Annotated in this window: 30 protein-coding genes; 18 read left to right on the forward strand and 12 right to left on the reverse strand. The window is 71.7% G+C overall.

Translation table 11 applies throughout. From position 1 onward, the window contains the following. Positions 1–11 precede the first annotated feature (11 nt). The 3 genes from MJ604_RS17290 to MJ604_RS17300 form a co-directional block, all read right to left on the reverse strand. The gene (locus MJ604_RS17290) at positions 12–695 is read right to left on the reverse strand and encodes an HNH endonuclease family protein (RefSeq protein WP_243059758.1); all 684 of its coding nucleotides are present in this window, start codon (positions 693–695) and stop codon (positions 12–14) included. 134 nt (positions 696–829) lie between these two features. After that, on the reverse strand, positions 830–1231 hold the full coding sequence (locus MJ604_RS17295) for a VOC family protein (RefSeq protein ID WP_243059759.1): 402 nt from the start codon (positions 1229–1231) through the stop codon (positions 830–832). Beyond that, positions 1228–1608: a RidA family protein gene (locus tag MJ604_RS17300; protein WP_243059760.1), complete on the reverse strand. Its 381-nt coding sequence runs from the start codon at positions 1606–1608 to the stop codon at positions 1228–1230. Before MJ604_RS17300 ends, MJ604_RS17295 begins: the two co-directional genes overlap by 4 nt. An 80-nt stretch (positions 1609–1688) precedes the next feature. Here MJ604_RS17300 and MJ604_RS17305 point away from each other — a divergent pair, with 80 nt between their 5' ends. The 16 genes from MJ604_RS17305 (at position 1689) to MJ604_RS17380 (ending at position 14212) form a co-directional block, all read left to right on the forward strand. Then, a complete protein-coding gene (locus MJ604_RS17305; RefSeq protein ID WP_243059761.1) occupies positions 1689–2603 on the forward strand; it encodes an ABC transporter ATP-binding protein in 915 nt (304 codons plus the stop codon). Next, a complete protein-coding gene (locus tag MJ604_RS17310; RefSeq protein ID WP_243059762.1) occupies positions 2603–3424 on the forward strand; it encodes an ABC transporter permease in 822 nt (273 codons plus the stop codon). The genes MJ604_RS17305 and MJ604_RS17310 overlap by 1 nt, the downstream gene beginning before the upstream one ends. After that, on the forward strand, positions 3421–4233 hold the full coding sequence (locus tag MJ604_RS17315) for an ABC transporter permease (RefSeq protein ID WP_243059763.1): 813 nt from the start codon (positions 3421–3423) through the stop codon (positions 4231–4233). The genes MJ604_RS17310 and MJ604_RS17315 overlap by 4 nt, the downstream gene beginning before the upstream one ends. Then, on the forward strand, positions 4230–4589 hold the full coding sequence (locus MJ604_RS17320; RefSeq protein WP_243059764.1) for a hypothetical protein: 360 nt from the start codon (positions 4230–4232) through the stop codon (positions 4587–4589). Before MJ604_RS17315 ends, MJ604_RS17320 begins: the two co-directional genes overlap by 4 nt. A 10-nt stretch (positions 4590–4599) precedes the next feature. Beyond that, positions 4600–5004 carry a YkvA family protein gene (locus tag MJ604_RS17325; RefSeq protein ID WP_243059765.1) on the forward strand — a complete coding sequence of 135 codons (405 nt, stop codon included), beginning with the start codon at positions 4600–4602 and terminating at the stop codon, positions 5002–5004. Between the two features lie 74 nt (positions 5005–5078). Beyond that, positions 5079–6230, forward strand: coding sequence for a methyltransferase domain-containing protein (locus tag MJ604_RS17330; protein WP_243059766.1), 1152 nt, complete (start codon positions 5079–5081; stop codon positions 6228–6230). Further along, positions 6227–6421 (forward strand): DUF3046 domain-containing protein, encoded by a 195-nt coding sequence (locus tag MJ604_RS17335; RefSeq protein ID WP_243059767.1) that lies wholly within the window; start codon positions 6227–6229, stop codon positions 6419–6421. Before MJ604_RS17330 ends, MJ604_RS17335 begins: the two co-directional genes overlap by 4 nt. Continuing rightward, positions 6418–7653 (forward strand): MFS transporter, encoded by a 1236-nt coding sequence (locus MJ604_RS17340; protein WP_243059768.1) that lies wholly within the window; start codon positions 6418–6420, stop codon positions 7651–7653. Before MJ604_RS17335 ends, MJ604_RS17340 begins: the two co-directional genes overlap by 4 nt. Further along, entirely contained in the window at positions 7650–8450 is an 801-nt protein-coding gene (locus MJ604_RS17345) for an S-methyl-5'-thioadenosine phosphorylase (RefSeq protein ID WP_243059770.1), read from the forward strand. The genes MJ604_RS17340 and MJ604_RS17345 overlap by 4 nt, the downstream gene beginning before the upstream one ends. 164 nt (positions 8451–8614) lie before the next feature. Further along, on the forward strand, positions 8615–9661 hold the full coding sequence (gene recA / locus MJ604_RS17350) for a recombinase RecA (RefSeq protein WP_243059772.1): 1047 nt from the start codon (positions 8615–8617) through the stop codon (positions 9659–9661). Positions 9662–10300: 639 nt separating this feature from the next. Further along, on the forward strand, positions 10301–10984 hold the full coding sequence (locus tag MJ604_RS17355) for a regulatory protein RecX (protein ID WP_243059774.1): 684 nt from the start codon (positions 10301–10303) through the stop codon (positions 10982–10984). Between the two features lie 30 nt (positions 10985–11014). Beyond that, positions 11015–11458 (forward strand): MarR family winged helix-turn-helix transcriptional regulator, encoded by a 444-nt coding sequence (locus MJ604_RS17360; protein WP_243059775.1) that lies wholly within the window; start codon positions 11015–11017, stop codon positions 11456–11458. Next, positions 11455–12081 (forward strand): hypothetical protein, encoded by a 627-nt coding sequence (locus MJ604_RS17365; RefSeq protein WP_243059777.1) that lies wholly within the window; start codon positions 11455–11457, stop codon positions 12079–12081. Before MJ604_RS17360 ends, MJ604_RS17365 begins: the two co-directional genes overlap by 4 nt. Positions 12082–12148: 67 nt before the next feature. Continuing rightward, the gene (locus MJ604_RS17370; protein WP_243059778.1) at positions 12149–12655 is read left to right on the forward strand and encodes a phosphoribosyltransferase; all 507 of its coding nucleotides are present in this window, start codon (positions 12149–12151) and stop codon (positions 12653–12655) included. Beyond that, positions 12652–13356: a GNAT family N-acetyltransferase gene (locus MJ604_RS17375; protein ID WP_243059781.1), complete on the forward strand. Its 705-nt coding sequence runs from the start codon at positions 12652–12654 to the stop codon at positions 13354–13356. The genes MJ604_RS17370 and MJ604_RS17375 overlap by 4 nt, the downstream gene beginning before the upstream one ends. A 7-nt stretch (positions 13357–13363) precedes the next feature. Beyond that, complete coding sequence (locus MJ604_RS17380) at positions 13364–14212, forward strand: PPK2 family polyphosphate kinase (RefSeq protein WP_243059783.1); 849 nt, start codon at positions 13364–13366, stop codon at positions 14210–14212. Here the strand turns inward: MJ604_RS17380 and MJ604_RS17385 are convergent. Next, a complete protein-coding gene (locus MJ604_RS17385) occupies positions 14200–14886 on the reverse strand; it encodes a hypothetical protein (RefSeq protein ID WP_243059784.1) in 687 nt (228 codons plus the stop codon). The two genes, MJ604_RS17380 and MJ604_RS17385, sit on opposite strands and share 13 nt — an antisense overlap. A 135-nt stretch (positions 14887–15021) precedes the next feature. On the opposite strand from MJ604_RS17385, the gene MJ604_RS17390 reads away from it, so the two are divergent. Further along, positions 15022–15789, forward strand: a complete 768-nt coding sequence (locus tag MJ604_RS17390) for a HipA family kinase (RefSeq protein WP_243059785.1) — start codon at positions 15022–15024, stop codon at positions 15787–15789. Continuing rightward, the gene (locus MJ604_RS17395; RefSeq protein WP_243059786.1) at positions 15786–16166 is read left to right on the forward strand and encodes a DUF3037 domain-containing protein; all 381 of its coding nucleotides are present in this window, start codon (positions 15786–15788) and stop codon (positions 16164–16166) included. Before MJ604_RS17390 ends, MJ604_RS17395 begins: the two co-directional genes overlap by 4 nt. Here the strand turns inward: MJ604_RS17395 and MJ604_RS17400 are convergent. The 8 genes from MJ604_RS17400 to MJ604_RS17435 form a co-directional block, all read right to left on the reverse strand. Then, positions 16159–16830, reverse strand: a complete 672-nt coding sequence (locus tag MJ604_RS17400) for a response regulator transcription factor (protein WP_243059787.1) — start codon at positions 16828–16830, stop codon at positions 16159–16161. The two genes, MJ604_RS17395 and MJ604_RS17400, sit on opposite strands and share 8 nt — an antisense overlap. Further along, entirely contained in the window at positions 16827–18044 is a 1218-nt protein-coding gene (locus MJ604_RS17405; RefSeq protein ID WP_243059788.1) for a sensor histidine kinase, read from the reverse strand. Before MJ604_RS17405 ends, MJ604_RS17400 begins: the two co-directional genes overlap by 4 nt. A gap of 18 nt (positions 18045–18062) precedes the next feature. Continuing rightward, positions 18063–19001 (reverse strand): D-alanine--D-alanine ligase, encoded by a 939-nt coding sequence (locus MJ604_RS17410; protein ID WP_243059789.1) that lies wholly within the window; start codon positions 18999–19001, stop codon positions 18063–18065. Next, the gene (alr, locus tag MJ604_RS17415) at positions 18998–20137 is read right to left on the reverse strand and encodes an alanine racemase (RefSeq protein WP_243059791.1); all 1140 of its coding nucleotides are present in this window, start codon (positions 20135–20137) and stop codon (positions 18998–19000) included. The genes MJ604_RS17410 and alr overlap by 4 nt, the downstream gene beginning before the upstream one ends. Further along, a complete protein-coding gene (locus tag MJ604_RS17420) occupies positions 20134–20757 on the reverse strand; it encodes a M15 family metallopeptidase (RefSeq protein ID WP_243059793.1) in 624 nt (207 codons plus the stop codon). Before MJ604_RS17420 ends, alr begins: the two co-directional genes overlap by 4 nt. Before the next feature lie 70 nt (positions 20758–20827). Next, positions 20828–21571, reverse strand: coding sequence for a sirohydrochlorin chelatase (locus MJ604_RS17425; protein ID WP_243059795.1), 744 nt, complete (start codon positions 21569–21571; stop codon positions 20828–20830). A 94-nt stretch (positions 21572–21665) separates the two neighbouring features. Continuing rightward, on the reverse strand, positions 21666–22412 hold the full coding sequence (locus tag MJ604_RS17430) for a phosphoadenylyl-sulfate reductase (protein WP_243059797.1): 747 nt from the start codon (positions 22410–22412) through the stop codon (positions 21666–21668). Between the two features lie 181 nt (positions 22413–22593). Beyond that, positions 22594–24330 carry a nitrite/sulfite reductase gene (locus MJ604_RS17435; protein WP_243059799.1) on the reverse strand — a complete coding sequence of 579 codons (1737 nt, stop codon included), beginning with the start codon at positions 24328–24330 and terminating at the stop codon, positions 22594–22596. Between the last annotated feature and the right edge of the window lie 223 nt (positions 24331–24553).

Below are 24553 nucleotides of genomic sequence, written 5' to 3' on the forward strand. Positions count from 1 at the left end.
CAGTCAGGTCGTCAGGCGATTCCGACCGTCAGCCACCGGTTGGGGCAGTCGCCGGCGAGACCGCGCAGCGTGCGCTTCTCGGTGCGGTCGACGCTGAGTCCCCACCGGGTCTTCACCGCCGCCCACTCCGCGACGTACCGGCACACCTCGAAGTCCGGCAGCCACTCCGCCGGGTCGCGGTCGGACTTCGACTGGTTCTCGTTGTCGGTGACCGCGACGAGCGAGCGCGGGTCACCGAGGTCGTTGGCATAGCGCTCGCGGGCGTCGTCGTCCCAGGCGTGGGCACCCGAGTCCCAGGCCTCCTTGAGCGGCACCATGTGGTCGATGTCCACGTCCGAGGACTGCGTCCAGGTGAGGTGGTCGTAGTAGGAGAACCACCCGCCGGTGGTCACGGTGCAGCCGCCCAGCGGAACCTGCGACTCCGCGACCAGCACCTCCTCGCGGGTTTCCTGGCAGTCGTCGTCCGCGTCCACCCAGTGCTTGAACTCGTCGCGGTCGTAGCCGGCCGGCTTCTCGGCCGCGACGTCGAGCTGCTTGATCGCCGCGCGCAGCCGCAGGTGGACGGTCTCGGCGCCGGCTGTCGCCGTTCCGGCCGTCGCGATGCCGACCGTCGCGGTACCAGCGGTCGCGGTGCCGGGGACGAGCGTCGTGGCCGCGACGAGCAGGGCGACGAGGGCAGGGGTACGGCGGCGCATGCCTCCATCGTCCATGGTGGGTCGGGACTTCTGACGGTCGAATCGTGAGTTTCCGTCCCTTGAATCGGGAGTTTCTGCCGACCGCGTGACCGGAAGTCCCGATTGAACGGACGGAAAGTACCGATTCAACGTGGTCAGTCGTCGAGGACCGCGAACAGGGAGTGGATGTTGCCCTCGGGATCGGCGAAGAACCCGGCGTAGTGGCCCCAGTCGGTCTCGACCGGGGCGGCGACCGGGGTGGCGCCGCGCGACGCGAGCAGGGCGAAGCGAGCGTCGACCTCGCCCGGGCTGGCGCACTGGAAGTTCAGCTCGAACGCCTGGCCGGTGCGTGGCGACCGGTAGTCGGGGTGGTCGTGGGTGTTGGGTCCCATGCCCGGGCGGGAGAAGATCGCGAAGCGGATGCCCTCGCCGCCGAACGCGACGTACTGCTCCTCGACGACCTCGGGCACCAGCCCGACGGCGTCGCGGTAGAACGCGGCGAGCCCGGCGACGTCGTCGGCGAGGACGGTGATGCCCTCGAGGACCGGCTTGCTCACGGGATCACCGCGTCGAGCTCCATCTCGACCTTCCAGCGCGGGTCGAGGAGCTCCTTGACGACGACCATGGTGCTGGCCGGCTGGACACCCTGGAAGACGTCGCCGTGGACCAGGCCGACGGCGTCGGCGTCCGCCGGATCGACGAGGTACTGCCGGGTGCGGATGACGTCGGACACCGACCCGCCGAGCTCCTCGAGCGCGGTCAGCATGATCTCCCAGCAGCGCCGAGCCTGGGCGGCGGGATCCGGGTCGCAGCTGCCGTCCGGCCACACCGGCGCAGTACCGCTGACGGCGACCGTGTTGCCGACGCGGACCGCGCGGCTGAAGCCGATGGTGGACTCGAACGGGGAGCCCGACCGGGCTGAGGTGCGCGTCATGCGAGGAGCAAACCAGATGAGCCTGTCGGTGGTCCGGCATAGGGTTCCACCTCGTGGACGTTGCTGTGGACCAAGACTCGATGATCTATGCCTCGGGGCTGCGCAAGTCGTTCGGAAGCTTCGAGGCCGTGCGCGGCATCGACGTCGACGTGCGCCGCGGCGAGGCGTTCGGCTTCCTGGGCCCGAACGGCGCCGGCAAATCGAGCACGATGCGGATGGTCGCGGCGGTCTCGCCGGTGACCGACGGCACGCTGCGGATCCTCGGCATGGACCCCGCCACCGACGGCCCGCAGATCCGGGCGCGCATCGGCGTGTGCCCGCAGGAGGACACCCTCGACACCGAGATCACGGTGCGCGACAACCTCTTCGTCTACGGCCGCTACTTCGGGCTGCCGCGCAAGGAGGTCAAGGAGCGCGTCGACGAGCTCCTGGAGTTCGTCCAGCTGACCGAGAAGGCGAACGCCAGTGTCGAGGACCTCTCCGGCGGCATGAAGCGCCGACTGACGATCGCGCGCAGCCTGATCAACCGGCCCGAGGTCCTGCTGCTCGACGAGCCGACGACCGGCCTCGACCCGCAGGCGCGGCACGTGGTGTGGGACCGGCTGTTCCGGCTCAAGCAGCAGGGCGTGACGCTGGTGCTCACCACGCACTACATGGACGAGGCCGAGCAGCTGACCGACCGCCTGGTCGTCATGGACAAGGGCGTGATCGTCGCCGAGGGCTCGCCCGCCGCGCTGATCGCCGAGCACTCCACCCGCGAGGTCGCCGAGCTGCGCTTCGGGGTAGGCGAGAACGAGCAGCACGCCGGCAAGGTCGAGGACCTCGCCGACCGCGTCGAGATCCTGCCGGACCGGCTCCTCCTCTACACCAGCGACGGCGAGGAGACCATCGCCAAGGTCCACGAGCGCGGGCTCCAGCCCGCCGCCACGCTGGTACGCCGCTCCACGCTGGAGGACGTCTTCCTGCGGCTGACCGGCCGGACGCTGGTGGACTGATGGATCTCGACAAGCTCGATCACCGGGCGACCGCGCCCGCCAACCCCTTCGCCGGCGCCACCCGGCTGGTCGACTACTGGGCGACCGTCTACCGCCGCACCTGGAAGGGCTCGGCGATCTCCTCGTTCGTCACGCCGCTCTTCTACGTGCTCGCGATGGGCGTGCTGCTCGGCGACTACGTCACCGACGACCCGGCGCAGCTCGAAGGGGCGTCGTCGTACCTCGTCTTCATCGCGCCCGGGCTGCTCGCCGCGCAGGCGATGCAGACGGTCTTCGGCGAGGTGACCTACCCGGTCATGGGCATGATCAAGTGGCAGAAGACCTACTTCGGGATGACCGCCACGCCCCTCAGCGTGCGCGAGGTGATCCTCGGCCACCTCGGCTTCGTGCTGTTCCGCGTCGGCCTGACGTGCGGGGTCTTCACGCTCGTGATGGCGCCGTTCGGCGTCTTCTCGACCGTGTGGGGCGCGGTGCTCGCGTTCCTCGTGCAGTTCCTCGTCGCCCTGGCGTTCGCGACCCCGATCTACGCGTTCTCGGCCGGGCTCAAGGACGAGTCGCCGTTCTCGCTGGTGTTCCGGCTCGGGATGATCCCGCTGTTCCTGTTCTCCGGGGCGTTCTTCCCGATCGAGAACCTCGACCGCCCGATGGAGGTGTTCGCGAAGGTCACCCCGCTCTGGCACGGCGTCGACCTGACCCGGATGCTCACCCTCGACACGGTCGACCTGACCACCGCCCTCGTGCACGTGGCCTACCTCGCCGCGCTCGCGATCGCCGGCTGGTTCTGGGCCGTACGTCGCCTCACGAAGCGGATGTCCTCATGAGCGTCGTCGCCACCTCCGCCACCCGCGCCGCCGCGCGCCCGCTCGCCGCCGGCGAGGCCACCGGGCTGCTCGTCTACCGCAACTACCTGGCCTACCGCCGCGCCTGGTACATCTTCGCCTCCGGCTTCCTGGAGCCGGTCTTCTACCTGTTCTCGATCGGCGTCGGCGTCGGCTCGCTGGTGACCGGCTTCGAGTTCAACGGCGAGCAGATCCCGTACGCCGAGTTCGTCGCGCCGGGCATGCTCGCCGCATCGGCGATGAACGGCTCGGTGCTCGACAGCACCTTCAACTTCTTCTTCAAGCTGAAGTACAACAAGCTGTTCGACCAGATGCTGGCCACCCCGCTGACCACGATGGACATCGCGCGCGGTGAGCTCACCTGGTCGCTGCTGCGCGGTGGCATCTACTCCGCGGGCTTCCTCGTCGTGATGGTCGCGATGGGCCTGGTGTCGTCGTGGTGGGCGGTCCTCGCCGTACCCGCCTCGCTGCTGATCGGGCTCGGCTTCGGCGCGCTCGGCATGGCGCTGACGACGTACATGCGCAGCTGGCAGGACTTCGAGTGGGTGACGCTCGCGCTGATGCCGCTGTTCCTGTTCTCGGCGACGTTCTTCCCGATCGATGCGCTGCCGGCGGTCGCGCGCTGGGTCGTCGAGGTGACCCCGCTCTACCGTGGCGTCGTGCTGTGCCGCGAGCTCACGACCGGGACGGTCTCGTGGGCGTCGCTGGTTTCGGTCGTCTACCTGGTCGTGATGGGTGTCGTCGGCCTGCTCATCGCCCGCCGCCGCCTCGACAAGCTGCTGCTGCCATGAGCAGCCACCGCATGCCCCGGGGCAACCCCGTCATCCGCGTGCTGCTCACGCTCCTGTTCGTCCGCCCGCGCATCGACGTCACCCGCGCGGTCCTGGTCGTCTCGCTCGGCTGGTCCTTCCGGGTCGCGGTCCCGCGCGGCGCGATCCAGGCCGTCGACTCGGTCCCGTGGCGCCGCCACAGCATCGGCGCGCACGGCTGGCGCGGCCGGTGGCTGGTCAACAACGCATCCGGCCCGCTGGTCCGGATCAGGATCGAGCCGACGACGCGGGGGCGGGTCCTCGGCTACCCGATCAGGGTCCGCGAGCTGACGCTCAGCGTCGACGACGTGGCCGCGTTCCTGACCGACCTGCGCTGACCCCGCTGACATGGGCTGGGACGTCCTCGTCGCGGCCGCGGTCGGGCTGCTCGTGCTGTGGCTGCTGCTCGTCGTCGCGCTGTACGTCGGTGCGCGCCGCACCGGCCGCCGGATGTCGCTGCGCGACGCGGTCCGCCTGGTGCCGGACGTTGTCCGGCTGCTGCGCCGGGTCGCGGCCGACCCCGCCGTACCCCGCCGGATCCGCGTCGGCCTCTGGCTCCTGCTCGCGTACGTCGTGCTCCCGATCGACGTCGTCCCGGACTTCATCCCGGTCATCGGGCTGGCCGACGAGGTGGTCGTCATCGCGTTCGCGTTGCGCTACCTCGCGCGCCGCCTCGGCCCCGAGACCCTGGAGCGGCACTGGCCCGGCACACCCGACGGGCTCGCCGCCGTGCGACGCCTCACCGGCGTGTAGGCGTGGCGCCATCTCGACGCAGGCTGGCGAGAACTCGCGCGCGACCGTCCGGGACCGGCTGACAGGATGACGCCATGACCAGCGAGACCGCGATCGTTCCTGACGACAAGGACTGGACCTGGGTCCTGAGCGAGCCCTGCCCGGAGTGCGGGTTCGAGGCCACGACGGTCACGCGGGACGGCATCGCCACGGTCGTGCGTGAGAACGCCCGGACCTGGCAGGCGGTCCTCACCCTCGGCGACGCCGCGGTCCGGCCGGACCCGGCGACCTGGTCGACCCTCGAGTACGCCTGCCACGTGCGCGACGTCAACCGGATCTTCGACCTCCGGGTCGGGCTGATGCTCGACGAGGACGACCCGACGTTCGTGAACTGGGACCAGGACGAGACCGCGATCGCCGAGAAGTACGGCGAGCAGGACCCCGCGACCGTGTCGGCCGAGCTGCTCGCGGCCGCGGAGTCGGTCGCCGCGCGCTACGAGGCGGTGCCCGGTGACGCCTGGGAGCGCCGCGGCTTCCGCAGCAACGGCAGCGAGTTCACCGTCGACAGCATCGGGCGCTACCACCTCCACGACCTCGTCCACCACGCCTGGGACGTCCGCGCCGCCGTCGCCCGTGCCACGGTGGCGGCGTACGACGCCCATGCCGCGGCGTACTCGGACGGTGTCCGCGCCGGTGACTTCCCCGACGACGACCTGCCGGGCGCGTTCGCCGAGCGGGTCGGCGCGGGCGCGCGGGTGCTCGAGATCGGCAGTGGCTCCGGCCGCGACGCGGAGCGCCTCGAGGCCGCCGGCGTGGACGTGCGTCGCACCGACATCACCCCGGCCTTCGTCGAAGGGCTCCGCGAGCGCGGCCACGCCGCCGACGTGCTGGACCCGCTGAGCGACGACCTCGACGACCCGGCCCGCCCGGGCACGCCGTACGACGGCGTCTGGGCCAGTGCCAGCCTGCTGCACGTGGCGCGCACCGACCTGCCCGTCGTCCTGGCGCGGCTCGCGGAGGCGACCCGGGCCGGGGGAGCACTCGGCCTGTGGCTGAAGGAGGGCGACGGCGAGGGCTGGTCCACGCACGGCTTCGTCGGGGCGCCGCGGCACTTCGTCTACTGGCGCGAGCAGCCGCTGCGCGAGGCGCTCGACGCCGCCGGGTGGGAGGTCGTCGAGGTGCAGCACAAGCAGGGCACCCGTCCCGCGGGCCAGCCCTGGCTCGACGTGTCGGCGGTACGCCGGTGAAGCACACGGAGTTCTGGATCCGGATGGACGACGCGCTCGGCGCCTCCTACGCCCGGTCGTGGGCGAGCATGTTCGTGCTCGCCGACCTCGGCGGCCGGACCGTCGACGAGGCGCTGGCGGCCGGCGTGTCCCCGAAGGAGGTGTGGGCCTCCGTATGGCGAGCACTCGGCCTTCCTCCGAACAAGCGGTGAGCCTGGCGGCGGTCCAGCGCCGGACCGTCCGCACCCTCGTCATCGCGCAGGCGGTCGGCGCCGTCGGCATCACGATCGGGATCGCGACCGCGTCGCTGCTGGCGCGCGACATCTCCGGCTCCGAGAGCCAGGCGGGGCTGGCCCAGACGTTCCAGGTCCTCGGCGCCGCGATCGCGGCGTACCTCCTGGCGCGCGTGATGAACGCCCGCGGCCGCCGGATCGGCCTCGTCGCCGGGTACCTCCTCGGCGCCTCCGGTGCCGTCCTCGCGGTGCTCGCCGGGGTGTGGGAGTCGATGGCGGTGCTGCTGCTCGGCGCCGTGCTCCTCGGCGCGACCACCGCCGCCAACAGCAGCGCGCGGTACGCCGCCACCGACCTCGCCGAGGACGAGCACAAGGGCCGGGCGCTGTCGACGGTCGTGTGGGCCACGACCATCGGCGCGGTGCTCGGCCCCAACCTCACCGGGCCGGCCGGCGCGCTCGCCGACGCGCTCGGGATCCCCGAGCTCACCGGGCCGTTCGCGCTCGGCAGCATCGGCATGGTCGCCGCGGCGATCGTGATCGGCGTGCTCCTGCGGCCCGACCCGCTGCTGCTCGCGCGCGAGGCGGCGGGCGTCGTACCGGAACCGCCGCACGGGACCGCCTGGGGCCGCGCCGTCGCCGCCGCCAAGGAGCGGCCGGTGCTGGCGTTCGCCGTGCTCGGCATGGCCTGCGCGCACGCCGCGATGGTCGGGATCATGGTGATGACGCCGCTGCACATGGAGCACGGGCACGCGGAGCTGCGCGTCATCGGGTTCGTGATCAGCCTGCACGTGCTGGGCATGTTCGCGTTCTCGCCGCTGGTCGGCATCCTCGCGGACCGCACCAGCCGCGCCGCCGTGCTCGTCGAGGGCGCCGCGATCCTGCTCGCGGCGATGGTGCTGTGCGCGCTCGCGCCGGCGGGCACGTCGTGGGAGATCTTCGCCGGGCTGTTCCTGCTCGGGCTCGGCTGGTCGTTCGCGACCGTCGCCGCCTCCACCCTGATCGCCCAGCACGCGCCGCTCGAGTCGCGCACCGACGTCCAGGGCGCGGCCGACCTCGTCATGGGCCTGACCGCGGCCGGCGCCGGCGGCCTGGCGGGCGTCGTGGTCGGCGCCTGGGGCTACCCGGAGCTCGCGATCTGCGCGACCGGCCTGGTCGCCCTCGTCGCGATCGCGGGGTTCGGCGCCCGCGCGACTGGCAGGGTGGCCGCATGACGATCGCAGACGTCGCCGTCATCGGCGGCTCGGGCTTCTACACGTTCATCGAGGACCCCGAGGAGCACGTCGTCGAGACGCCGTACGGCGCTCCCTCCGCGCCGATCTCCGTCGGCGTCGTGGCCGGCCGCCGGGTGGCGTTCCTCCCGCGGCACGGCCCGCACCACGAGCACCCGCCGCACGCGATCCCGTACCGCGCCAACCTCTGGGCGCTGCGCTCGCTCGGCGTCCGCCAGGTGCTCGCGCCGTGCGCGGTCGGCGGGCTGAGCGAGACCGTCGCCCCCGGGGACGTCGTGGTGCCCGACCAGCTCGTCGACCGCACGTTCCGGCGGATCCCGTCGTACGTCGAGAGCGGCGCGGTGCACCTGCCGTTCGCCGACCCCTACTGCCCCGGTGTCTCCGGCGCCGTGCTCGCCGCCGATCCGGAGGTGAGGTCCGGGGGAGCGATGGTCGTGATCGAGGGACCGCGGTTCTCCACCCGTGCCGAGTCGAGGGCGTACGCCGAGTCCGGGTGGCGGCTGATCAACATGACCGGGGCTCCCGAGGCGGCGCTCGCCCGCGAGATGCGGATGTGCTACGCGGCGATCGCCCTGGTCACCGACATGGACGCGGGCGCGGAGTCCGGCCACGGGGTCGGCCAGGAGGAGGTCTTCGCGCGGTTCCGGGCGAACCTCGACCGGCTCACCGGGCTGCTGTCGACCGCCGTGGCCGGCCTGCCGGACCCCACCGGCTGCACCTGCTCGAGCTGGGCGGACGGCATCGATCTGACCTACTCGATCCCGGGCGACACGCCCTGACATCTTCCCGAACATCTGTTCGATCGTGGGCTAGGTTCTCTCCACAGGCATGGCGCGGAACGAGGTTGTCCACAGGTGTCGGTGGTGCTGATCAGGCACTGTCGGTGGCTCGCTCTAGCGTCGTCGATGTGCCTGACACCCGACGACAGCAAAGGAAGCAGCAGATGGCTGGAGGAGACCGCGACAAGGCACTGGATGCCGCCCTCGCGAACATCGAGAAGCAGTTCGGCAAGGGCTCGATCATGCGCCTCGGCGACGAGGTCCGCGCCCCGCTCGAGGTGATCCCCACGGGGTCGATCGCCCTCGACGTCGCCCTCGGCCTCGGCGGCCTGCCGCGCGGCCGGGTGGTGGAGATCTACGGCCCGGAGTCCTCGGGCAAGACGACGGTCGCCCTGCACGCGGTGGCCAACGCCCAGCGTGCCGGTGGCCTGGTGGCGTTCATCGACGCCGAGCACGCGCTCGACCCGGAGTACGCCAAGGCCCTCGGCGTCGACACCGACGCCCTGCTGGTCTCCCAGCCGGACTCCGGTGAGCAGGCGCTCGAGATCGCGGACATGCTGGTCCGCTCCGGCGCGCTGTCGCTGATCGTCATCGACTCGGTGGCCGCGCTCGTGCCGCGCGCCGAGATCGAGGGCGAGATGGGCGACAGCCACGTCGGCCTCCAGGCCCGGCTGATGAGCCAGGCGCTGCGCAAGATGACCGGTGCGCTGAACAACTCCAAGACCACCGCGATCTTCATCAACCAGCTCCGCGAGAAGATCGGCGTGATGTTCGGCTCGCCCGAGACCACCACCGGTGGCAAGGCGCTGAAGTTCTACGCCTCGGTCCGCCTCGACGTGCGCCGCATCGAGACGCTCAAGGACGGCACCGACATGGTCGGCAACCGCACCCGCGTCAAGGTCGTCAAGAACAAGGTCGCGCCGCCGTTCAAGCAGGCCGAGTTCGACATCATGTACGGCAAGGGCATCAGCCGCGAGGGCAGCCTGATCGACGTGGGCGTCGAGGCCGGCCTGGTCCGCAAGGCGGGCGCTTGGTACACCTACGAGGGCGATCAGCTCGGCCAGGGCAAGGAGAACGCGCGGAACTTCCTGCGCGACAACCCCGACCTCGCCAACGAGCTCGAGAAGAAGATCCTCGAGAAGCTCGGCGTCGGCCCGACCGTCGACAACGACGAGCTCTCCGACGAGCCGATCGGCGTCGACTCGTTCTGAGCTCCGGTCTCGATACGCCGTCGCTCGTTCCTCGCGACGGCACTCGACCATCGACATCGGTGGTCGAGTTCCTCGCGACGACACTCGACTGCCGACATCGGTGGTCGCGTTCGTCGCGACGGCACTCGACTGCCGACATCGGTGGTGGAGTTCCTCGCGACGGCACTCGACTGCCGACATCGGTGGTGGAGCTCCTCGCGACGGCACTCGACTGCCGACATCGGTGGTCGAGTTCCTCGCGACGACACTCGACTGCCGACATCGGTGGTGGAGTTCCTCGGGACGGCACTCGGCCATCGACATCGGTGGTGGAGTTCCTCGGGACGGCACTCGGCCATCGACATCGGTGGTGGAGTTCCTCGGGACGGCACTCGGCCATCGACATCGGTGGTGGAGTTCCTCGGGACGGCACTCGACTGCCGACATCGGTGGTGGAGTTCCTCGCGACGGCACTCGACTGCCGACATCGGTGGTGGAGCTCTTCGCGACGGCACTCGGCCATCGACATCGGTGGTGGAGCCTCGCGACGGCTGGCCGCCGACATCGGTGGTGGAGAAGCGAGCGCCAGGCACTCGACGCCGACATCGGTGGTCGAGTAGCGAGCGCCAGCGAGCGTATCGAGACCACGGGAGATGAGCCATGACCTTCAACGAGGACCGCCCGGCCCCCGACTGGCTCGGGGACGTCTCGGCCGGGGTGGACGCGTGGACCAAGCGCGCCGCCCCGGCCCAGCCGGCCGCCGAGGAGCAGCGACGTCCGGGATCGAAAGCTCGCGGCCGCAAGCGGCAGCCGCCCCCTGAGGACACCGCCGTCCAGGTCCCCGAGGCCGACGCCGAGGCCGTGGCCCGCAAGATCCTGCTCGACCAGCTGACCGGCCAGGCCCGGAGTCGCAAGGAGCTCAGCGACAAGCTGGCCAAGAAGCTGGTGCCCGACGACGTCGCCACCCGCCTGCTCGACCGGTTCGAGGAGGTCGGGCTGGTCGACGACGAGGCGTTCGCCCGCTCGTGGGTGCAGTCCCGCCAGCCGGGCAAGGGCCTGGCCCGCCGGGCGCTCGCGCAGGAGCTGCGTCGCAAGGGCATCGACGACGAGGTCGCCCGCGAGGTGCTCGACGAGGTCGACCCGGCCGACGAGGAGGAGGCCGCCCGGGCGCTGGTCCGCAAGAAGCTGCGGTCGCTCTCGCGCGTCGACGACGTCACCGCGACGCGTCGGCTGGTCGGCATGCTGGCGCGCAAGGGCTACGGCTCGGGCATGTCCTTCGCGGTCGTGAAGGACGAGCTGGCGAGGGCTGCTCGGGGGACGGTGGACGCCGACGAGAATTGGTGAGTCGACATCATTGTGAAGTAGATTCACGATATGGCCGACGAGCACTCCACCGCGCTGGACACCCTCCTGCGCCTGAGCGAGCTGATGTCGGCCGACCTGGCGCGGTTCGAGCGCGAGTCCGGCCTGAGCGGGTCGCGCATCCGGCTGCTCTGGACGCTCGGGATCACCGGGCCCACCACCCAGCAGGCGCTCGCCGAGGCCCTCGACGTCACGCCGCGCAACGTGACCGGCCTGGTCGACGGGCTGTCCGCCTCGGGGCACGTGACCCGACAGCCGCACCCGACCGATCGGCGCGCCACCCGGGTGACGCTCACCGATGCCGGCGCGGAGACCGTGCGTGACCTCCAGCGCGACCACGAGGACCTGGCGCGCCAGCTCTTCGGGGGTGTCCCGCCACGTCGACTGGCCGCGTTCGTCGCCACGCTCGAGGAGACGGTCGCGATCTTCGAGCGGCTGATGGAGGAACAGGCATGACCCTCCGGCAGGTGCTCGCGTTCGGCAAGGAGGCACTGCTCCTCGAGCTGGCGGTCTACCGGGCGCTGGCCCGCATGGTGGCGCGGCGTCCGGACGTTCCGCTCGGCGCGGTGCCGATCGGCTACGGCCAGCTGGTGACGCCCATGCTCTGGCTGTGGATCTTCGGCTCGGCGGTCGAGGTGGTCGTGCTCGAGGTCGTGCTCCGTCACCTCGAGGCAGGGTGGGCAGAGGCCATCCGACTGCCGGCGCTGGTGGTCGGCCTGTGGGGGCTGCTGTGGATGCTCGGCCTGCTCGCCGCCCACCGCGTCCGGCCGCACCTGCTCACCGAGGACCGGCTGGTGGTGCGCGCCGGGCTGCGGGTCTGGGTCGAGGTGCCGCTCGCTACGGTGGTCGCGGTGCGTGCCGTCGAGCAGGAGCTGCCGAGCACCATCTGGAGCCTGCACCAGGCCGACGAGCTGGTCCTCGTCGGAGTCAGTGGCCGATGCAACCTCGAGCTCGAGCTCGCCGCCCCCACCGCGCTCGCGACCTCGAAGGGCGAGCTGGTCGCCGGCCGGCTCGGGCTGTGGGTCGACGACGCCCGCGCCGCCAGGGCCCTGATCGCCGACCGGATCGGCGTCCGTTGAGGCGCGGGCGCCGAGGTGCTCGGACCGAACACGTGCGGTGCGCGCTGTCGCGCGCCAGAATGCACACGTGGCTGCCGACGAGCGCGAGATCCTGACCTACGAGAACTTCGGCACGGCGGTGCAGGAGCTGGCCCAGCAGGTGGTCGACGACGGCTACGAGCCGGATCTGATCCTGTCGATCGCCCGCGGCGGGCTCGGCCTCGGGATGGGGCTCGGCTACGCGCTGGACGTGAAGAACCTGTCCGCGGTCAACGTCGAGTTCTACACCGGCATCGACGAGCGCCTCGACGTCCCGATCATGCTGCCGCCGACCCCGGCCGCCGTCGACCTCGCCGGCCTCAAGGTGCTGATCGCCGACGACGTGGCTGACACCGGGAGGACCCTGGAGATCGTCCGTGACTTCTGCGCCGACCACGTCGCCGAAGCACGGGTCGCGGTGATCTACGAGAAGCCCTGGACCGTCGTCCGCCCCGACTACGTGTGGCGGCACACCGAGGCCTGGATCGACTTCCCCTGGTCGGCGGCGCCGCCGCTGGTACGACGCAACCGGGCCGGCTCCGCGACGGCGGGATGACCGGCCTGCGGGTCGTCGTGCACGACCGGGGCCGGGACCTGAACGGCGTCGTGCGTGACGGCGAGGCCTGGGCGGCCGCGGCGCGGCGTACCGCCGCCAGCATGCACGCGGATCCCGTGCCGGTCGACCTGTCGGGCGAGGTGAAGCAGTTCCTGATCGACCACGACAACCGGGTGACGGTGCGCGCGATGGGCCGCGGGGACCTGCCCGACCTGACCCGCTGGCGGCAGAGCGAGCACCTCCGGCGCTGGTGGGCGTCCGAGGGAGAGCCCACCGCGGAGCGGATCGCGGAGACCTACGGCCCGCGCATCGACGGGATGAGCCCGACCCGCATGTGGGTCGCTGAGATCAACGGCCGGTCGGTGGGCTTCGTGCAGGACTACCGGATCGGCGACTACCCCGACTACACCGTGCTCGGACCCGACCCCGACGCGATCGGGATCGACTACGCGCTGTGCGAGGAGTGGAGCGGGCGCGGCTTCGGCGCCCAGGTGCTGTGGGCGTGGATGGTGCGGGCGCGGCACCGGTTCCCCGCGGCGACGACGTACTTCGCTGCGCCGGACCACCGCAACGCCGCGTCCCTCCGGATGCTGGCGAAGGCGGGCTTCACCGAGGGGCTGTGGTTCGACGAGCCGCAGGAGGACGGCAGCGTCGACACCGTGGTCGGCTGCACCCTCGACGTGACGCGGGTGCTGGGATGATCGGCCGGTGACCTCGCACCCGCTGCTGCTCCCGCCCGGACCGGTCGACCTGACCGCGATCGCGACCGACTCGACCCCGGGCTGGACCCGGGGCAAGAAGGCCGGTCTGCTCGCGATGGCGGAGCACGGGCCCGAGCTCGCCGACCTCCAGGAGCGGTTGTACGCCGCCGGTCGCACCGAGACGTCGGACCGGCGGGTGCTGCTCGTGCTCCAGGGCCTGGACACCTCCGGCAAGGGTGGCGTGATCCGGCACGCGGTCGGCCTGGTCGACCCGCAGGGCGTGAAGATCACCTCGTTCAAGAAGCCGACGGCCGAGGAGCTCGAGCACGACTTCCTGTGGCGGATCCGCCAGGCCCTGCCCCAGCCGGGCTACCTCGGCGTCTTCGACCGCTCGCACTACGAGGACGTGCTGGTCGCGCGCGTCGAGGGCCTCGCCTCGCCCGACGAGATCGCGGACCGCTACGGCCGGATCAACGACTTCGAGCGCGAGCTCGCCGAGGACGGCACGGTGCTGGTCAAGTGCCTGCTGCACATCTCGCGGGAGGAGCAGAAGGAGCGCCTGCTGGCGCGCCTGGACGACCCCACCAAGCACTGGAAGTACAACCCCGGCGACCTCGACGTCCGGGCGAGGTGGGACGAGTACCGCACGGCCTACGAGCTCGCGCTCCAGCGCACCAACACCGAGCACGCGCCGTGGTACGTCGTCCCGAGCGACAAGAAGTGGTACCGGAACCTGGCCGTCGGTCAGCTGCTGCTGACCGCGCTGCGCGACCTCGGCCTGACCTGGCCCGCCGCCGACTTCGACGTCGACGGCGAGCGGGCCAGGCTCCAGTCAGCGGATGCTCAGGACGAGTAGGTGTAGAACTTCCCGCTCTGGGTCTTGGTGAACGCCCGGCTGGCCGGGATCTCGAGACGGAAGTAGTAGCGACCGCTGCGCGGGGCCGGCAGCGGCGTACGGAACTTGCCCTTCTTGTCCGTCTTGAGCGTCTTGAACTTCTTCCACTTCTTGCCCTGCTGCTTGAGCACGACGACCTTGCCCTTGAAGCTCGGGCTCACCTTGCCGGCGAGCACGACCGTGCGGCCGCCGACGTCCTGGTAGTCCAGCTTGCGCTGGACCTTCGAGCTGACGCCGTCCGACGAGGGCGCGTAGTCGCCGCTACCGCTGTAGAGCACGCGGTAGTTCGCGTTGCCGACGGCCTTGATGCTGTCGTAGAGGTACGCCGAGCTCGAGGTCTTGATCGTGGTCCAGTCCTTGCCGGGCAGCTGGCGCTGGACGGTCAGGGTGCCGTCGTAGACCTGGGTCGAGCCGGCGACCACGTTGATGGACAGGGAGAAGCTCTCACCGAAGACCGGCGCGCCCGGCTGGGTGGCGTAGCTGCTGGTCCGGTAGATCCACCCCTTGCCGTCGGTGCCGCCGACGATCTGGGTGGCGGTGGCCGCTGACGCGGAGGTGGTGGTCGAGGTGAGGAGGGCAGCCGGCGTGGCGAGGGTGGTGACCACGACGGCGGCGAGGATGCGACGAAGGCGCATGGGCAGGTTCCTGTCTGGCTTGTCCGAGTGAGTGGGCCCCCGAGTGCCCAGGTGCCGACTACCCGACTGCAGGGCTGGGGAAACCAGTGGGACGGGTGTTGTCGCGGGTGATTCCGCAGCCACTAGGGTGAGCCGGTGATTCCGTCCGTCGCGGTGACCCGCTACGTCACTCCGTTGCGCGAGGGCGGCAGCCTGCCGGGCATCGTCGAGGGCGACGACCTGGGCACCTACGTCTGCAAGTTCCGCGGCGCCGGTCAGGGCCTGCGTGTCCTCGTCGCCGAGGTGATCGTCGGCGAGATCGCCCGCCGGATCGGGCTGCACACGCCGCGGTTGGTGGCCCTCGAGCTGGACCCGGAGATCGCGCGCTACGAGGCCGACGAGGAGGTGCAGGACCTGCTGAACCGCAGCTCCGGACTGAACCTCGGCATCGACTTCCTGCCCGGGGCCTTCGGCTTCGACAGCAACTCGACCACTGCGGCCGGAGTCGCGGCGAAGGTGCTGTGGCTCGACGCGTTCACCGCGAACGTCGACCGCTCCTGGCGCAACCCGAACCTCCTGGTCTGGCACGGCGACCTGTGGGTGATCGACCACGGCGCCGCGCTGTACTTCCACCACGCGTGGGGCGGCGGGGTCACGGACCCGACCCGCTTCGCCAACCAGCCGTGGAGCCCCGAGGACCACGTCTTCGCCTCCCACGCGGCCGGGTTCGCGGACGTCGAGGCGGAGGTCGCGCCGCTGCTCGGCGCGGACGCGTTCGCCGAGATCCTCGCCCTGGTGCCCGACGAGTGGCTGGAGCCGGTGCCCGGCGCGGAGGGCCCTGACGCCGTCCGCGCTGCGTACGTCCGGTTCCTCACGGCCCGCCTGGCGACGCGGCAGTGGTTGCCGGAGGTCGCGGCGTCGTGACCAAGCTCGCCTACCAGTACGTCGTGCTGCGCTGCGTCCCGCGCGTGGACCGCGAGGAGTTCGTGAACGTCGGCGTGGTCGTCTACTGCCAGGCCAGCGACTACCTCGACGTCGGCTGGCACGTCGACCGCGAGCGCCTCCGGGCGTTCGACCCGCGTCTGGACCTCGACCAGGTGTGCGAGGCGCTGGCGTTCGTCGAGGGCGTGTGCTCCGGCGACGAGCGCGGGGGAGCGGCGGCGCAGGCGCCCTTGAGCCAGCGCTTCGGGTTCCTCAAGGCGCCGCGCAGCACTGTTCTGCAGCCCGGTCCCGTCCACGGTGGTGTCACGGCCGACCCGGCCCGTCAGCTCCAGCACCTGGTGGAGAAGCTGGTCAGCTAGCGAGCCCGTGCTCGTGGGCGAACACCACGATCTGGACGCGGTCGCGCAGGCCGAGCTTGCGCAAGATGGCGCCCACGTGGGTCTTCACCGTGGACTCGCTGGAGAAGATCTGCGCGCCGATCTCGGTGTTCGACAGCCCCCGCGCGACCGCGCCGAACACCTCGCGCTCCTTGTCCGTCAGGCCGAGGTACGCCGCCGGCGCCGGTGTCCGGTTGCGGAACTGTCCCTCCAGCAGCGTGGACAGGTCGCTGGGGGCGAGGACGGCGTTGCCCGCGTGCACCGTGCGGATCGCGTCGCGCAGCATCACCGGCGTCGTGCTCTTGAGGAGGAACCCGCTCGCGCCGTACCTGATCGCGGTCGCCGCCCGGTCGTCGAGGTTGAACGTGGTGAGCACGATGACCCGCACCGGCTTCGAGCGGCGGGCGGCCCGGTCGGGCAGGAAGATCTGCCGGGTCGCCTCGACGCCGTCCATCTCGGGCATCCGGATGTCCATGAGCACGACGTCCGGCTCGAGGTCGTCGACCATCTCGACGGCCTGGAGCCCGTCGGTCGCGGTGCCGACGACCCCCATGCCCTCCTGGGCGTCGACGATCACGCGGACGCCCTCGCGGAAGAGGTCCTGGTCGTCGACGAGGAGCACCGAGATCCGCTCCGGCGTGATCACGGCTTGCTCCTCAGCGGCACCCACGCCGTCGCGGTGAAGGTCGGGGGCTCGATGCGACGTCGTACGTCGAGCCGGCCGCCGACCGCCTCCAGCCGCCCGCGCATGCCATCCAGACCCTGGCCGCCCGGCACCGCCTGGATGGGCTGGGTCTCCTCCGCGGCCCGTGGTGACAGGGCGTCGACGGTGTTCTCGACCTCGATCCGCAAGTCACCCTCCCAGTGCCGCTCGACCCGCACCGGCTGGTCGCGGCGGCCGTGCTTGATCGCGTTGGTGAGCATCTCCTGCAGCACGCGGAACGCCACGACCTCGAGGTCCGGGGGCAGCGGGTGCGGCGTGCCGACCTCGGTCGCGACGACCTCGTGGCCGCTGGCCCGCACCCCCTCGATCAGGCTGTCGAGGTCGGCGTGCCGGGCCGGGGCCACGGCAGCGCCGGACGTCGAGGACAGCACCTGCCGGACGTCGTCGAGCGAGGATCGCGCCGCGGTGGCGATGTTCGCCATCGTGCGCTTGAGCCCCTGGGTGTCGACCTCGTCGAGGTACTGCGCGGACTCGGCCTGCGCGAGGATCACCGCCAGTGAGTGACCGACGACGTCGTGGACGTCGCGCGCGAGCTGGGCCTGCTCCTCGCGCAGCCGCGCGATCTGCTCGGCCTGGTCCCGCTCGGCCTCGGCCGCCTGCTGCGACGCCCGCGACTGGTCGGCGCGGGTCGAGAAGCGCAGCGCGAGCCCGAGCAGCCACGGTGCCATCAGGATCGCCAGCAGCATCACGCCGATCGTCAGCCGCCAGTCGCCGCCGCGGTACGCCGCGTCTGCGAGCGTCTTGAGCCCCGCCCGGTCCACCAGCCGGAGCACGAGGTCGGAGTCGAGCCAGCGGACCACGATGATCGCGCCGAGCGGGATGGAGATCCCACTCGACCAGACGACGAGCGTCGACCCCCAGCGGGCGCACCCGAACGCCACCACGGCGAGAGCCAGCTCGACGGTCAGCACGTAGGTGTCGCTGGCGACCTGGACCGCGGCGATCACCCAGGCGAGCGCGAGCGCCGCCGACGGCAGCGCGCGGCACAGGCCGACGGCGCCGGCCAGCGCGACGATGATCGTCGCCGACGCGGGGTCGAGCTCGACGTACCAGTTCCGCTGGACCTCGAGCAGGCCGATGACGAGCACGAAGCCGGCGGCGATGGCGTCGGGGACCCATCGGCGCCAGTCGGTCATGGGATCAGCGTTCCACATTCAGCGATGCGCTCCTCGCACGAGCTCGTCGAGGAGGTCGGCGTACGACAGCCCTGCCGCGGCGAACATCCGCGGGACCTGCGAGTGCTCGGTCATCCCCGGCGTGGTGTTGACCTCGTTGAGCACCGGCCCGTCCTCGGTCAGGAAGAAGTCGACGCGCGCGACGCCGGCGCAGCCGAGGGCGTCGTACGCCGCCAGCGCGGCGTCCTCCAGTGCCTTGGCGTCGACCTCGTCGAGCGCTGCGGGCACGCGGAAGTCGGCGTGGCCGCCGTACTTCGCGTCGAAGTCGAACAGTCCGTCGGCCACGATCTCGAGCGCCGGCGCGGCGACCAGGCCGCCGTCGGCGCAACGGAGCACGGCCACGTCGATCTCGCGACCCTCGACCACGTCCTCCACCAGCACCCGGTCGTCGAGCGCGAGCGCCGCGTCGAGGGCCGGCCGGAGTGCCTCGGGCGTGGCCACCAGGCTGACGCCGAGGCTCGAGCCGGCCGCGACCGGTTTCACGACCACGGGACGGGTCCAGCGCAGGTGCGCGGCGGTCGCGGCGGTCACGAGGCCGCCGGGAGCGGTGGCGATGCCGATGGCCTGCGCGACCAGCTTGGTCGCCCACTTGTCCATGGCGATCGCGCCCGGCCGGATGCCGGAGCCGACGTAGGGGAGCCCGGCGAGCTCGCACAGCGCGGCCAGCGCCCCGTCCTCGCCGCGCGGGCCGTGCACGACGGGGAACACGACGTCACAACCGCGCAGCACCTGTGCTGCGCCGTCGAGCCCGATCGGCCGCAGCTCGCGGTCCCGCCAGGTGCCGTCCCGGCCGATGGTGAGGGGTACGACGTCGTACGCCGCCGCGTCGAGCCCCGCCGCGACGGACGCCGCAGAGGCGATGGACACGTCGTGCTCGCAGTTCTGTCCGCCGCCGATCACGGCCACCCGGGACCTCACGACAGGCTCCGCAGGTGGGCGGCGCTGCGCACTCGGCGCTCGACCCGGGCGCCCAGCCCGGTCACGATCTCGTGCTCGATGGTGCCGGCGGCGGCCGCCCACTCGGCGACGGTCGGCTCTCCGGCGTCACCCGGGCCGAAGACGGTCACCGTCTCGCCGAGGTCGACGCCACGCACGCCCAGGTCGACGACGAGCTGGTCCATGGAGACCAGGCCGACCACCGGTCGGCGTACGCCGCGCACCAGCACCTCGGCCCGGCCGGACGCTGCCCGCGGCAGCCCGTCGGCGTACCCCACCGGCACCAGCCCGAGGTGCGTCGCGGTCGCCGTGCGGTGAGCGTGGCCGTAGCCGACCGGTGTCCCGGCCCGCACGCGGCGGACCGAGATCACCGGCGCGGTCAGCCTCATGGCGGGTCGCAGCACGGTCGACCCGGACGGGTCGATGCCGACCAGGCCGGCGCCCACGCGGCTCATCGTGTGGTGGGTGCGCGGGTCGGTCAGGGTCGCGGCGGTGGCGGCGAGGTGCCGGTCGCGGGGCCGCAGGCCGGCCGCGCGAGCGTGCTCCAGCGCCCAGGCGAAGCGGGTGCGACCGAGCGCGTTGCAGTCGTCGCCAGGGCGGTCAGCGCAGCCGAGGTGCCCCATGACGCCGACGACGTCGACCTCGCCGCGCTGCTCGGCGCGACGGGCGGTGCGGCACAGCAGCGCCCAGCTCGACGGGTCCGCGCCGTCGCGGGCCATGCCGGCGTCGACGTGGAGGTGCACGCGGGTGCGACCGGCTGCCGCCGCGACCGCGGCGAGATGCTGCAGGGACGGCACCGCGACCTCGACCCCGTGCGCGGTGGCCGCCGCCCAGTCGGCGTCGACGTGGTTGAGCCACGAGAGGACCGGGACACCCAGGTCGAGCAACGGCCAGGCCTCCTCCAGCGAGGTGACGCCGAGACGGGTCGCGCCGTGCGCGAGCGCCGTACGAGCGACGTCGACGGCACCGTGCCCGAAGCCGTCGGCCTTGACGACGGCCATCAGCTCACCCGTCGCGCGGCCGGCGAGCAGGCGGGTGTTGTCGGCGACCGCGCCGAGGTCGACGTCGAGGCGGGGGCCGGCTCCCGTGCGCGGCCGGGTGGCGAGCAGGGCGCTCATGCTGCGACCGCCACGTCGAGCGGGCCGTAGAGGGCGTGCTCGGCCCCGGTGACGATCGCCCAGTACCGGTCCCCGAAGCTCCAGTGCCACCACTCGGTCGGGTAGTTCACGAGGCCCTGCGCCTCCAGCACCTCGGCGAGCAGGGTGCGGTGGGCGCGGGCATCGGCCCCGATGCCGTCCGCCGCGAACCAGCAGCGTCCGTCGCTGTCCTCGGGCGTCGCGTCGATCGGCGTGCCCAGGTCGAGCTCCTCGCCACAGGCGTCGACCAGGGTGAGGTCGACGGCCGCGCCGGCCACGTGCGGTGCGACGTCGAGCGGCGACACGAACCGGCTGGTCAGCCGCTCCAGCTCGACGGCCCCGATGCCGGGGTGCAGCGCGCAGAGCTCGGCGGCGTACGTCGCGATGATCGCGCGCTGGTGCGCGACCGGCCGGTGGCCCTCGACGACGCGCAGGGCGATCCCGGCCGGGAGCAGGGCGTCGGCGGCCAGCAGCCGGTCCCCGAGAGCGGCGCGCACGAGCGCGCCGGCAGGGGAGAGGTGGGCGGGGAGCCGCACCAGCGGCTCCCCGCACTCGACCACGGGCAGCGCCCGGACCCGGGCGTCGGAGAGGAGGATCGTCATGCCGTCCACGCTAGGAACGGCGACCCCTCCCGCACCTCCACCTCAGGTGCCGGGCGGCTGTCCTCAGGTATCAGACGGGGACGAGCTCCACCGCGCCCACGGCGTACCGCGCCAGCACCGTGCGGGCCAGCTCCGGGTGCGCGCCCAGGGGCTCGGACACCGCGATGGCGCCGGCCTCGACGGCCAGCTCCGCCGCGCGGTCCGGGAGGAACCCGGGCGCCAGGAAGAGCGACGCGACCGCGATGTTACGACGGCCCTCGGCGCGGAACGCGCGCACCGCCTCGCCGGTGGCCGGCGGGGACGACGACGCGAACGCCGCGGTGACGGGCAGCTTGTGCCGCGCGGACCAGACCCGGGCCAGCCGGGCGACCGACTGGTTCGCGAGCGGGTCGCTCGAGCCGGCCGCGGCCAGGACGAGCGCGTCCAGCTCGCGGACCCGCGCGTTCTTGAGCGCCTCGCGCATCCGCACGTCGAGGATCTCGAGGAACTGCGGCTCGAGGCCGAGGATCGACGTCGCCCGGACCTTGAGGCCCGGGTGCCGCGTCTGCGCGTCGGCGACGGCCTGCGGCACGTCGACCTTCGCGTGGTAGGCGTCGGTCAGCAGCAGCGGTACGACGACGATCTCGTCGAATCCGGCCTTGACCAGCTTGTCGACGACCGTCGTGAACGACGGCTTCGACAGCTCGAGGAACGCCTGCTCGACGCGGAGGTCCGGACGCATGCGCCGGACCTCGTCGACGAGGGCCTTGATGGTCGCGGCGGACCGGGGGTCACGGGATCCGTGAGCCAGGGCCACCAGGGCAGGAGCAGCCATCACACTGCCTCCTTTGCGGTGCGTGTTCCTTCGTGGGCGGTGCCCATCTCTTGGGACAGGCCGGCCACGCTGCCGGTCTGCTCGAAGTGCCGGATCATGAGTGGATCCCGCACTCGGTCTTGTTGGTGCCGGCCCAGCGCCCGCTGCGCGGGTCCTCGCCGGGGGCCACGCGTCGCGTGCACGGCCAGCAGCCGATCGACGGGTAGCCGTCGTACACGAGCGGGTTCACCAGCACGCCGTTCTCGGCGATGTAGCGCTCGACCTGCTCGTCGCTCCAGCGGGCCAGCGGGGAGACCTTGACCTTGCCCTTCTTGGCGTCCCAGCCGATCACCGGCGCGATCACCCGGTTGTGGGTCTCGGCGCGGCGCAGGCCGGTGGCCCAGGCGTCGTACTTGTCCAGCGAGTCCGCCAGCGGCTGGACCTTGCGCAGCTTGCAGCACAGGTCCGGGTCGGTCTTGTACAGGTCCTTGCCGTACGCCGCGTCCTGCTCGGCGACGGACTGCACGGGCGTGATCGTGATCAGGTTGACCGGCATCGTCGCCTCGACCGCGTCGCGGGTGCCGATGGTCTCGACGAAGTGGTAGCCGGTGTCGAGGAAGACCACGTCGAGCCCGGGCGCGACCTTGGAGGCCAGGTCGGCCAGCACGGCGTCGCCCATCGACGACGTCACGCAGAACCGCTCGCCGAACGTCGCGACGGCCCACTCGATGATGTGCTCGGCGGGGGCCAGCTCCAGCTCGGCGCCCCAGTGGGACACGAGCTCGCGCAGCTCCTCGGGCGAACGGCCGTCGGTCTCGATCCCGCGGTTGGCGCGGGCGGACCGGGTGGTGGCGGCGGTCATGAAGAACCAGCTCCTGAAGGTCGGATGAGGCCGATCAGCTTCAGACTGAAGGCGCGCAGGCAGCCGCGGCATTCCCAGCTGCCGTGCGGGGATGTGACGTCGCCGGAGTCCGAGACGACCTCGTGCGGGCGCAGGTCCTCCTCCCCGCAGTACGGGCAGTGGAAGGGGACAGCGCGCTCGCTCATGACGCTCCGCCACCTACCAGGGCCGGCGCCAGGGTCTTGTCGCCGCGGACCAGGTCCTCGTCGGCGCGCAGCACCCAGGTGGTGAAGGACTCGCCGTCCTCGCGGTCGGCCAGGTAGTTGATCACCAGCGAGCTGACGTAGTCGTCGAGGCCGGCACTGGTGACCTTGTGGGCGCGCAGCTTGCGGCCGAAGTTGGCCTGCAGGCCCGTGGCGCCGCCGAGGTGCACCTGGAAGCCCTCGACCTGCTCGCCGTCCTGCAGGACGAGCTGGCCCTTGAGGCCGATGTCGGCGACCTGGGTCCGGGCGCAGGCGTTCGGGCAGCCGTTGACGTTGACGGTGATCGGGGAGTCCAGGTCGGGGAAGCGCTTCTCGAGCTCGGCGACCAGGGCGCGGGCGCGCTCCTTGGTGTCGACGATGGCGAGCTTGCAGAACTCGATGCCGGTGCAGGCCATCGTGTTCCGCCGCCAGTTCGACGGCCGCGCGGACAGGCCGATGGCGTCCAGGTCGTCGAGCAGCGCGTCGACGACCGCCGGCTCGACCCCGATCAGCACGATCTTCTGGTACGGCGTCAGCCGGGCGCCCGCCACGCCGTGCTTGTCGAGCAGGTCGGCGAGCTGCACCAGGAGCGTGCCCGAGACCCGGCCGACCGACGGCGCGATGCCGACGTACTTCTTGCCGTCCTTCTGGTCGTGCACCCCGATGTGGTCGCGGTGACCGACCGGCGACTCCGGCGACGGGTTCGTCACCAGCTTGCGGTCGAGGTACTCGTTCTCCATGACCTCGCGGAACTTCTCCACGCCCCAGTCGGCGACGAGGAACTTGAGGCGGGCACGCGAGCGCAGCCGGCGGTAGCCGTAGTCGCGGAAGATCGAGGCGACCGCCTCCCACGCGTCCGGGACCTCGTCGAGCGGGATCCAGACGCCCATCTTCTGGGCGAGCATCGGGTTGGTCGACAGGCCGCCGCCGACCCAGAGGTCGAAGCCCGGGCCGTGCTCGGGGTGCACGGTGCCGACGAACGCGATGTCGTTGATCTCCGGCGCGACGTCGTGCGACGGGTGGCCGGTCAGCGCGGTCTTGAACTTGCGCGGGAAGTTCGCGAAGTCCGGGTTGCCGATGTAGCGGCGCTCGATCTCGGCGAGCGCCGAGGTGCCGTCGATGATCTCGTCCACGGCGACGCCGGCGACCGGCGAGCCGAGGAACGGTCGCGGCGAGTCGCCGCACGCCTCGAGGCTGTGCAGCCCGGCCTCGTCGAGCCGCTCCCAGATGGTGGGGACGTCCTCGATCCGGATCCAGTGGTACTGGATGTTCTCGCGGTCGGTCACGTCCGCGGTGTCCCGGGCGAAGTCGACGCCGATCTGGCCGAGCGCCCGCACGGTCGCGGGGGAGAGCAGCTTGCCGTCGGAGCGGACCCGCAGCATGAAGTAGCGGTCGTCGAGCTCCTCTTCCTCGAGGATCGCGGTCTTGCCGCCGTCGATGCCGGGCTTGCGCTGCGTGTAGAGACCCATCCAGCGGAACCGGCCGCGCAGGTCGGCGGGGTCGATCGAGTCGAAGCCACGCTTGGAGTACGTGTAGAGGATCCGGTCGCGCACGTTGAGCGGGCTGTCGTCCTTCTTGGACTGCTCGTTCTTGTTCAGCGGTTCGGTGTACCCGAGCGCCCACTGGCCCTCGCCGCGCTTGGGGCGGGGGATCTCGGTGCGCTCGGCACGCTTGGCGGAGAAACGAAGGTCGGACATGTGCGTCGATTCCTTGACGAGACGGCGGGGCTCGTGACGCTCGACCGGCGACGTTGCCGGGAGGTCTACGGCCAGGAGCAGGGGCTGCTGGTCAGGAATGCCAACACATCATGCTGCGGGTACGACCGAAGTCCACGTGGCGTCGGGCCACGAGGTACGTCGTCGTTGCAGCGCTGATCATGTCAAGGAGTCTCACGGGTCGGACGGCATTCCCACAAGGCGA

Origin of the sequence: Nocardioides sp. SR21, assembly GCF_022761125.1 — a bacterium.
Taxonomy (GTDB): Bacteria; Actinomycetota; Actinomycetes; order Propionibacteriales; family Nocardioidaceae; genus Nocardioides.

Excerpts from the sequence above, each read along its gene's own strand:
- MJ604_RS17290 (WP_243059758.1), bottom strand. The coding sequence starts at position 695 with ATGCGCCGCCGTACCCCTGCCCTCGTCGCCCTGCTCGTCGCGGCCACG.
- MJ604_RS17435 (WP_243059799.1), bottom strand. The coding sequence starts at position 24,330 with ATGTCCGACCTTCGTTTCTCCGCCAAGCGTGCCGAGCGCACCGAGATC.
- MJ604_RS17300 (WP_243059760.1), bottom strand. The coding sequence starts at position 1,608 with ATGACGCGCACCTCAGCCCGGTCGGGCTCCCCGTTCGAGTCCACCATC.
- MJ604_RS17425 (WP_243059795.1), bottom strand. The coding sequence starts at position 21,571 with ATGGCTGCTCCTGCCCTGGTGGCCCTGGCTCACGGATCCCGTGACCCC.
- MJ604_RS17305 (WP_243059761.1), top strand. The coding sequence starts at position 1,689 with ATGATCTATGCCTCGGGGCTGCGCAAGTCGTTCGGAAGCTTCGAGGCC.
- MJ604_RS17315 (WP_243059763.1), top strand. The coding sequence starts at position 3,421 with ATGAGCGTCGTCGCCACCTCCGCCACCCGCGCCGCCGCGCGCCCGCTC.
- MJ604_RS17360 (WP_243059775.1), top strand. The coding sequence starts at position 11,015 with ATGGCCGACGAGCACTCCACCGCGCTGGACACCCTCCTGCGCCTGAGC.
- MJ604_RS17405 (WP_243059788.1), bottom strand. The coding sequence starts at position 18,044 with ATGACCGACTGGCGCCGATGGGTCCCCGACGCCATCGCCGCCGGCTTC.
- MJ604_RS17330 (WP_243059766.1), top strand. The coding sequence starts at position 5,079 with ATGACCAGCGAGACCGCGATCGTTCCTGACGACAAGGACTGGACCTGG.
- MJ604_RS17365 (WP_243059777.1), top strand. The coding sequence starts at position 11,455 with ATGACCCTCCGGCAGGTGCTCGCGTTCGGCAAGGAGGCACTGCTCCTC.
- MJ604_RS17325 (WP_243059765.1), top strand. The coding sequence starts at position 4,600 with ATGGGCTGGGACGTCCTCGTCGCGGCCGCGGTCGGGCTGCTCGTGCTG.
- MJ604_RS17420 (WP_243059793.1), bottom strand. The coding sequence starts at position 20,757 with ATGACGATCCTCCTCTCCGACGCCCGGGTCCGGGCGCTGCCCGTGGTC.
- MJ604_RS17345 (WP_243059770.1), top strand. The coding sequence starts at position 7,650 with ATGACGATCGCAGACGTCGCCGTCATCGGCGGCTCGGGCTTCTACACG.
- MJ604_RS17430 (WP_243059797.1), bottom strand. The coding sequence starts at position 22,412 with ATGACCGCCGCCACCACCCGGTCCGCCCGCGCCAACCGCGGGATCGAG.
- MJ604_RS17375 (WP_243059781.1), top strand. The coding sequence starts at position 12,652 with ATGACCGGCCTGCGGGTCGTCGTGCACGACCGGGGCCGGGACCTGAAC.
- MJ604_RS17355 (WP_243059774.1), top strand. The coding sequence starts at position 10,301 with ATGACCTTCAACGAGGACCGCCCGGCCCCCGACTGGCTCGGGGACGTC.
- MJ604_RS17320 (WP_243059764.1), top strand. The coding sequence starts at position 4,230 with ATGAGCAGCCACCGCATGCCCCGGGGCAACCCCGTCATCCGCGTGCTG.
- alr (WP_243059791.1), bottom strand. The coding sequence starts at position 20,137 with ATGAGCGCCCTGCTCGCCACCCGGCCGCGCACGGGAGCCGGCCCCCGC.
- recA (WP_243059772.1), top strand. The coding sequence starts at position 8,615 with ATGGCTGGAGGAGACCGCGACAAGGCACTGGATGCCGCCCTCGCGAAC.
- MJ604_RS17385 (WP_243059784.1), bottom strand. The coding sequence starts at position 14,886 with ATGCGCCTTCGTCGCATCCTCGCCGCCGTCGTGGTCACCACCCTCGCC.
- MJ604_RS17310 (WP_243059762.1), top strand. The coding sequence starts at position 2,603 with ATGGATCTCGACAAGCTCGATCACCGGGCGACCGCGCCCGCCAACCCC.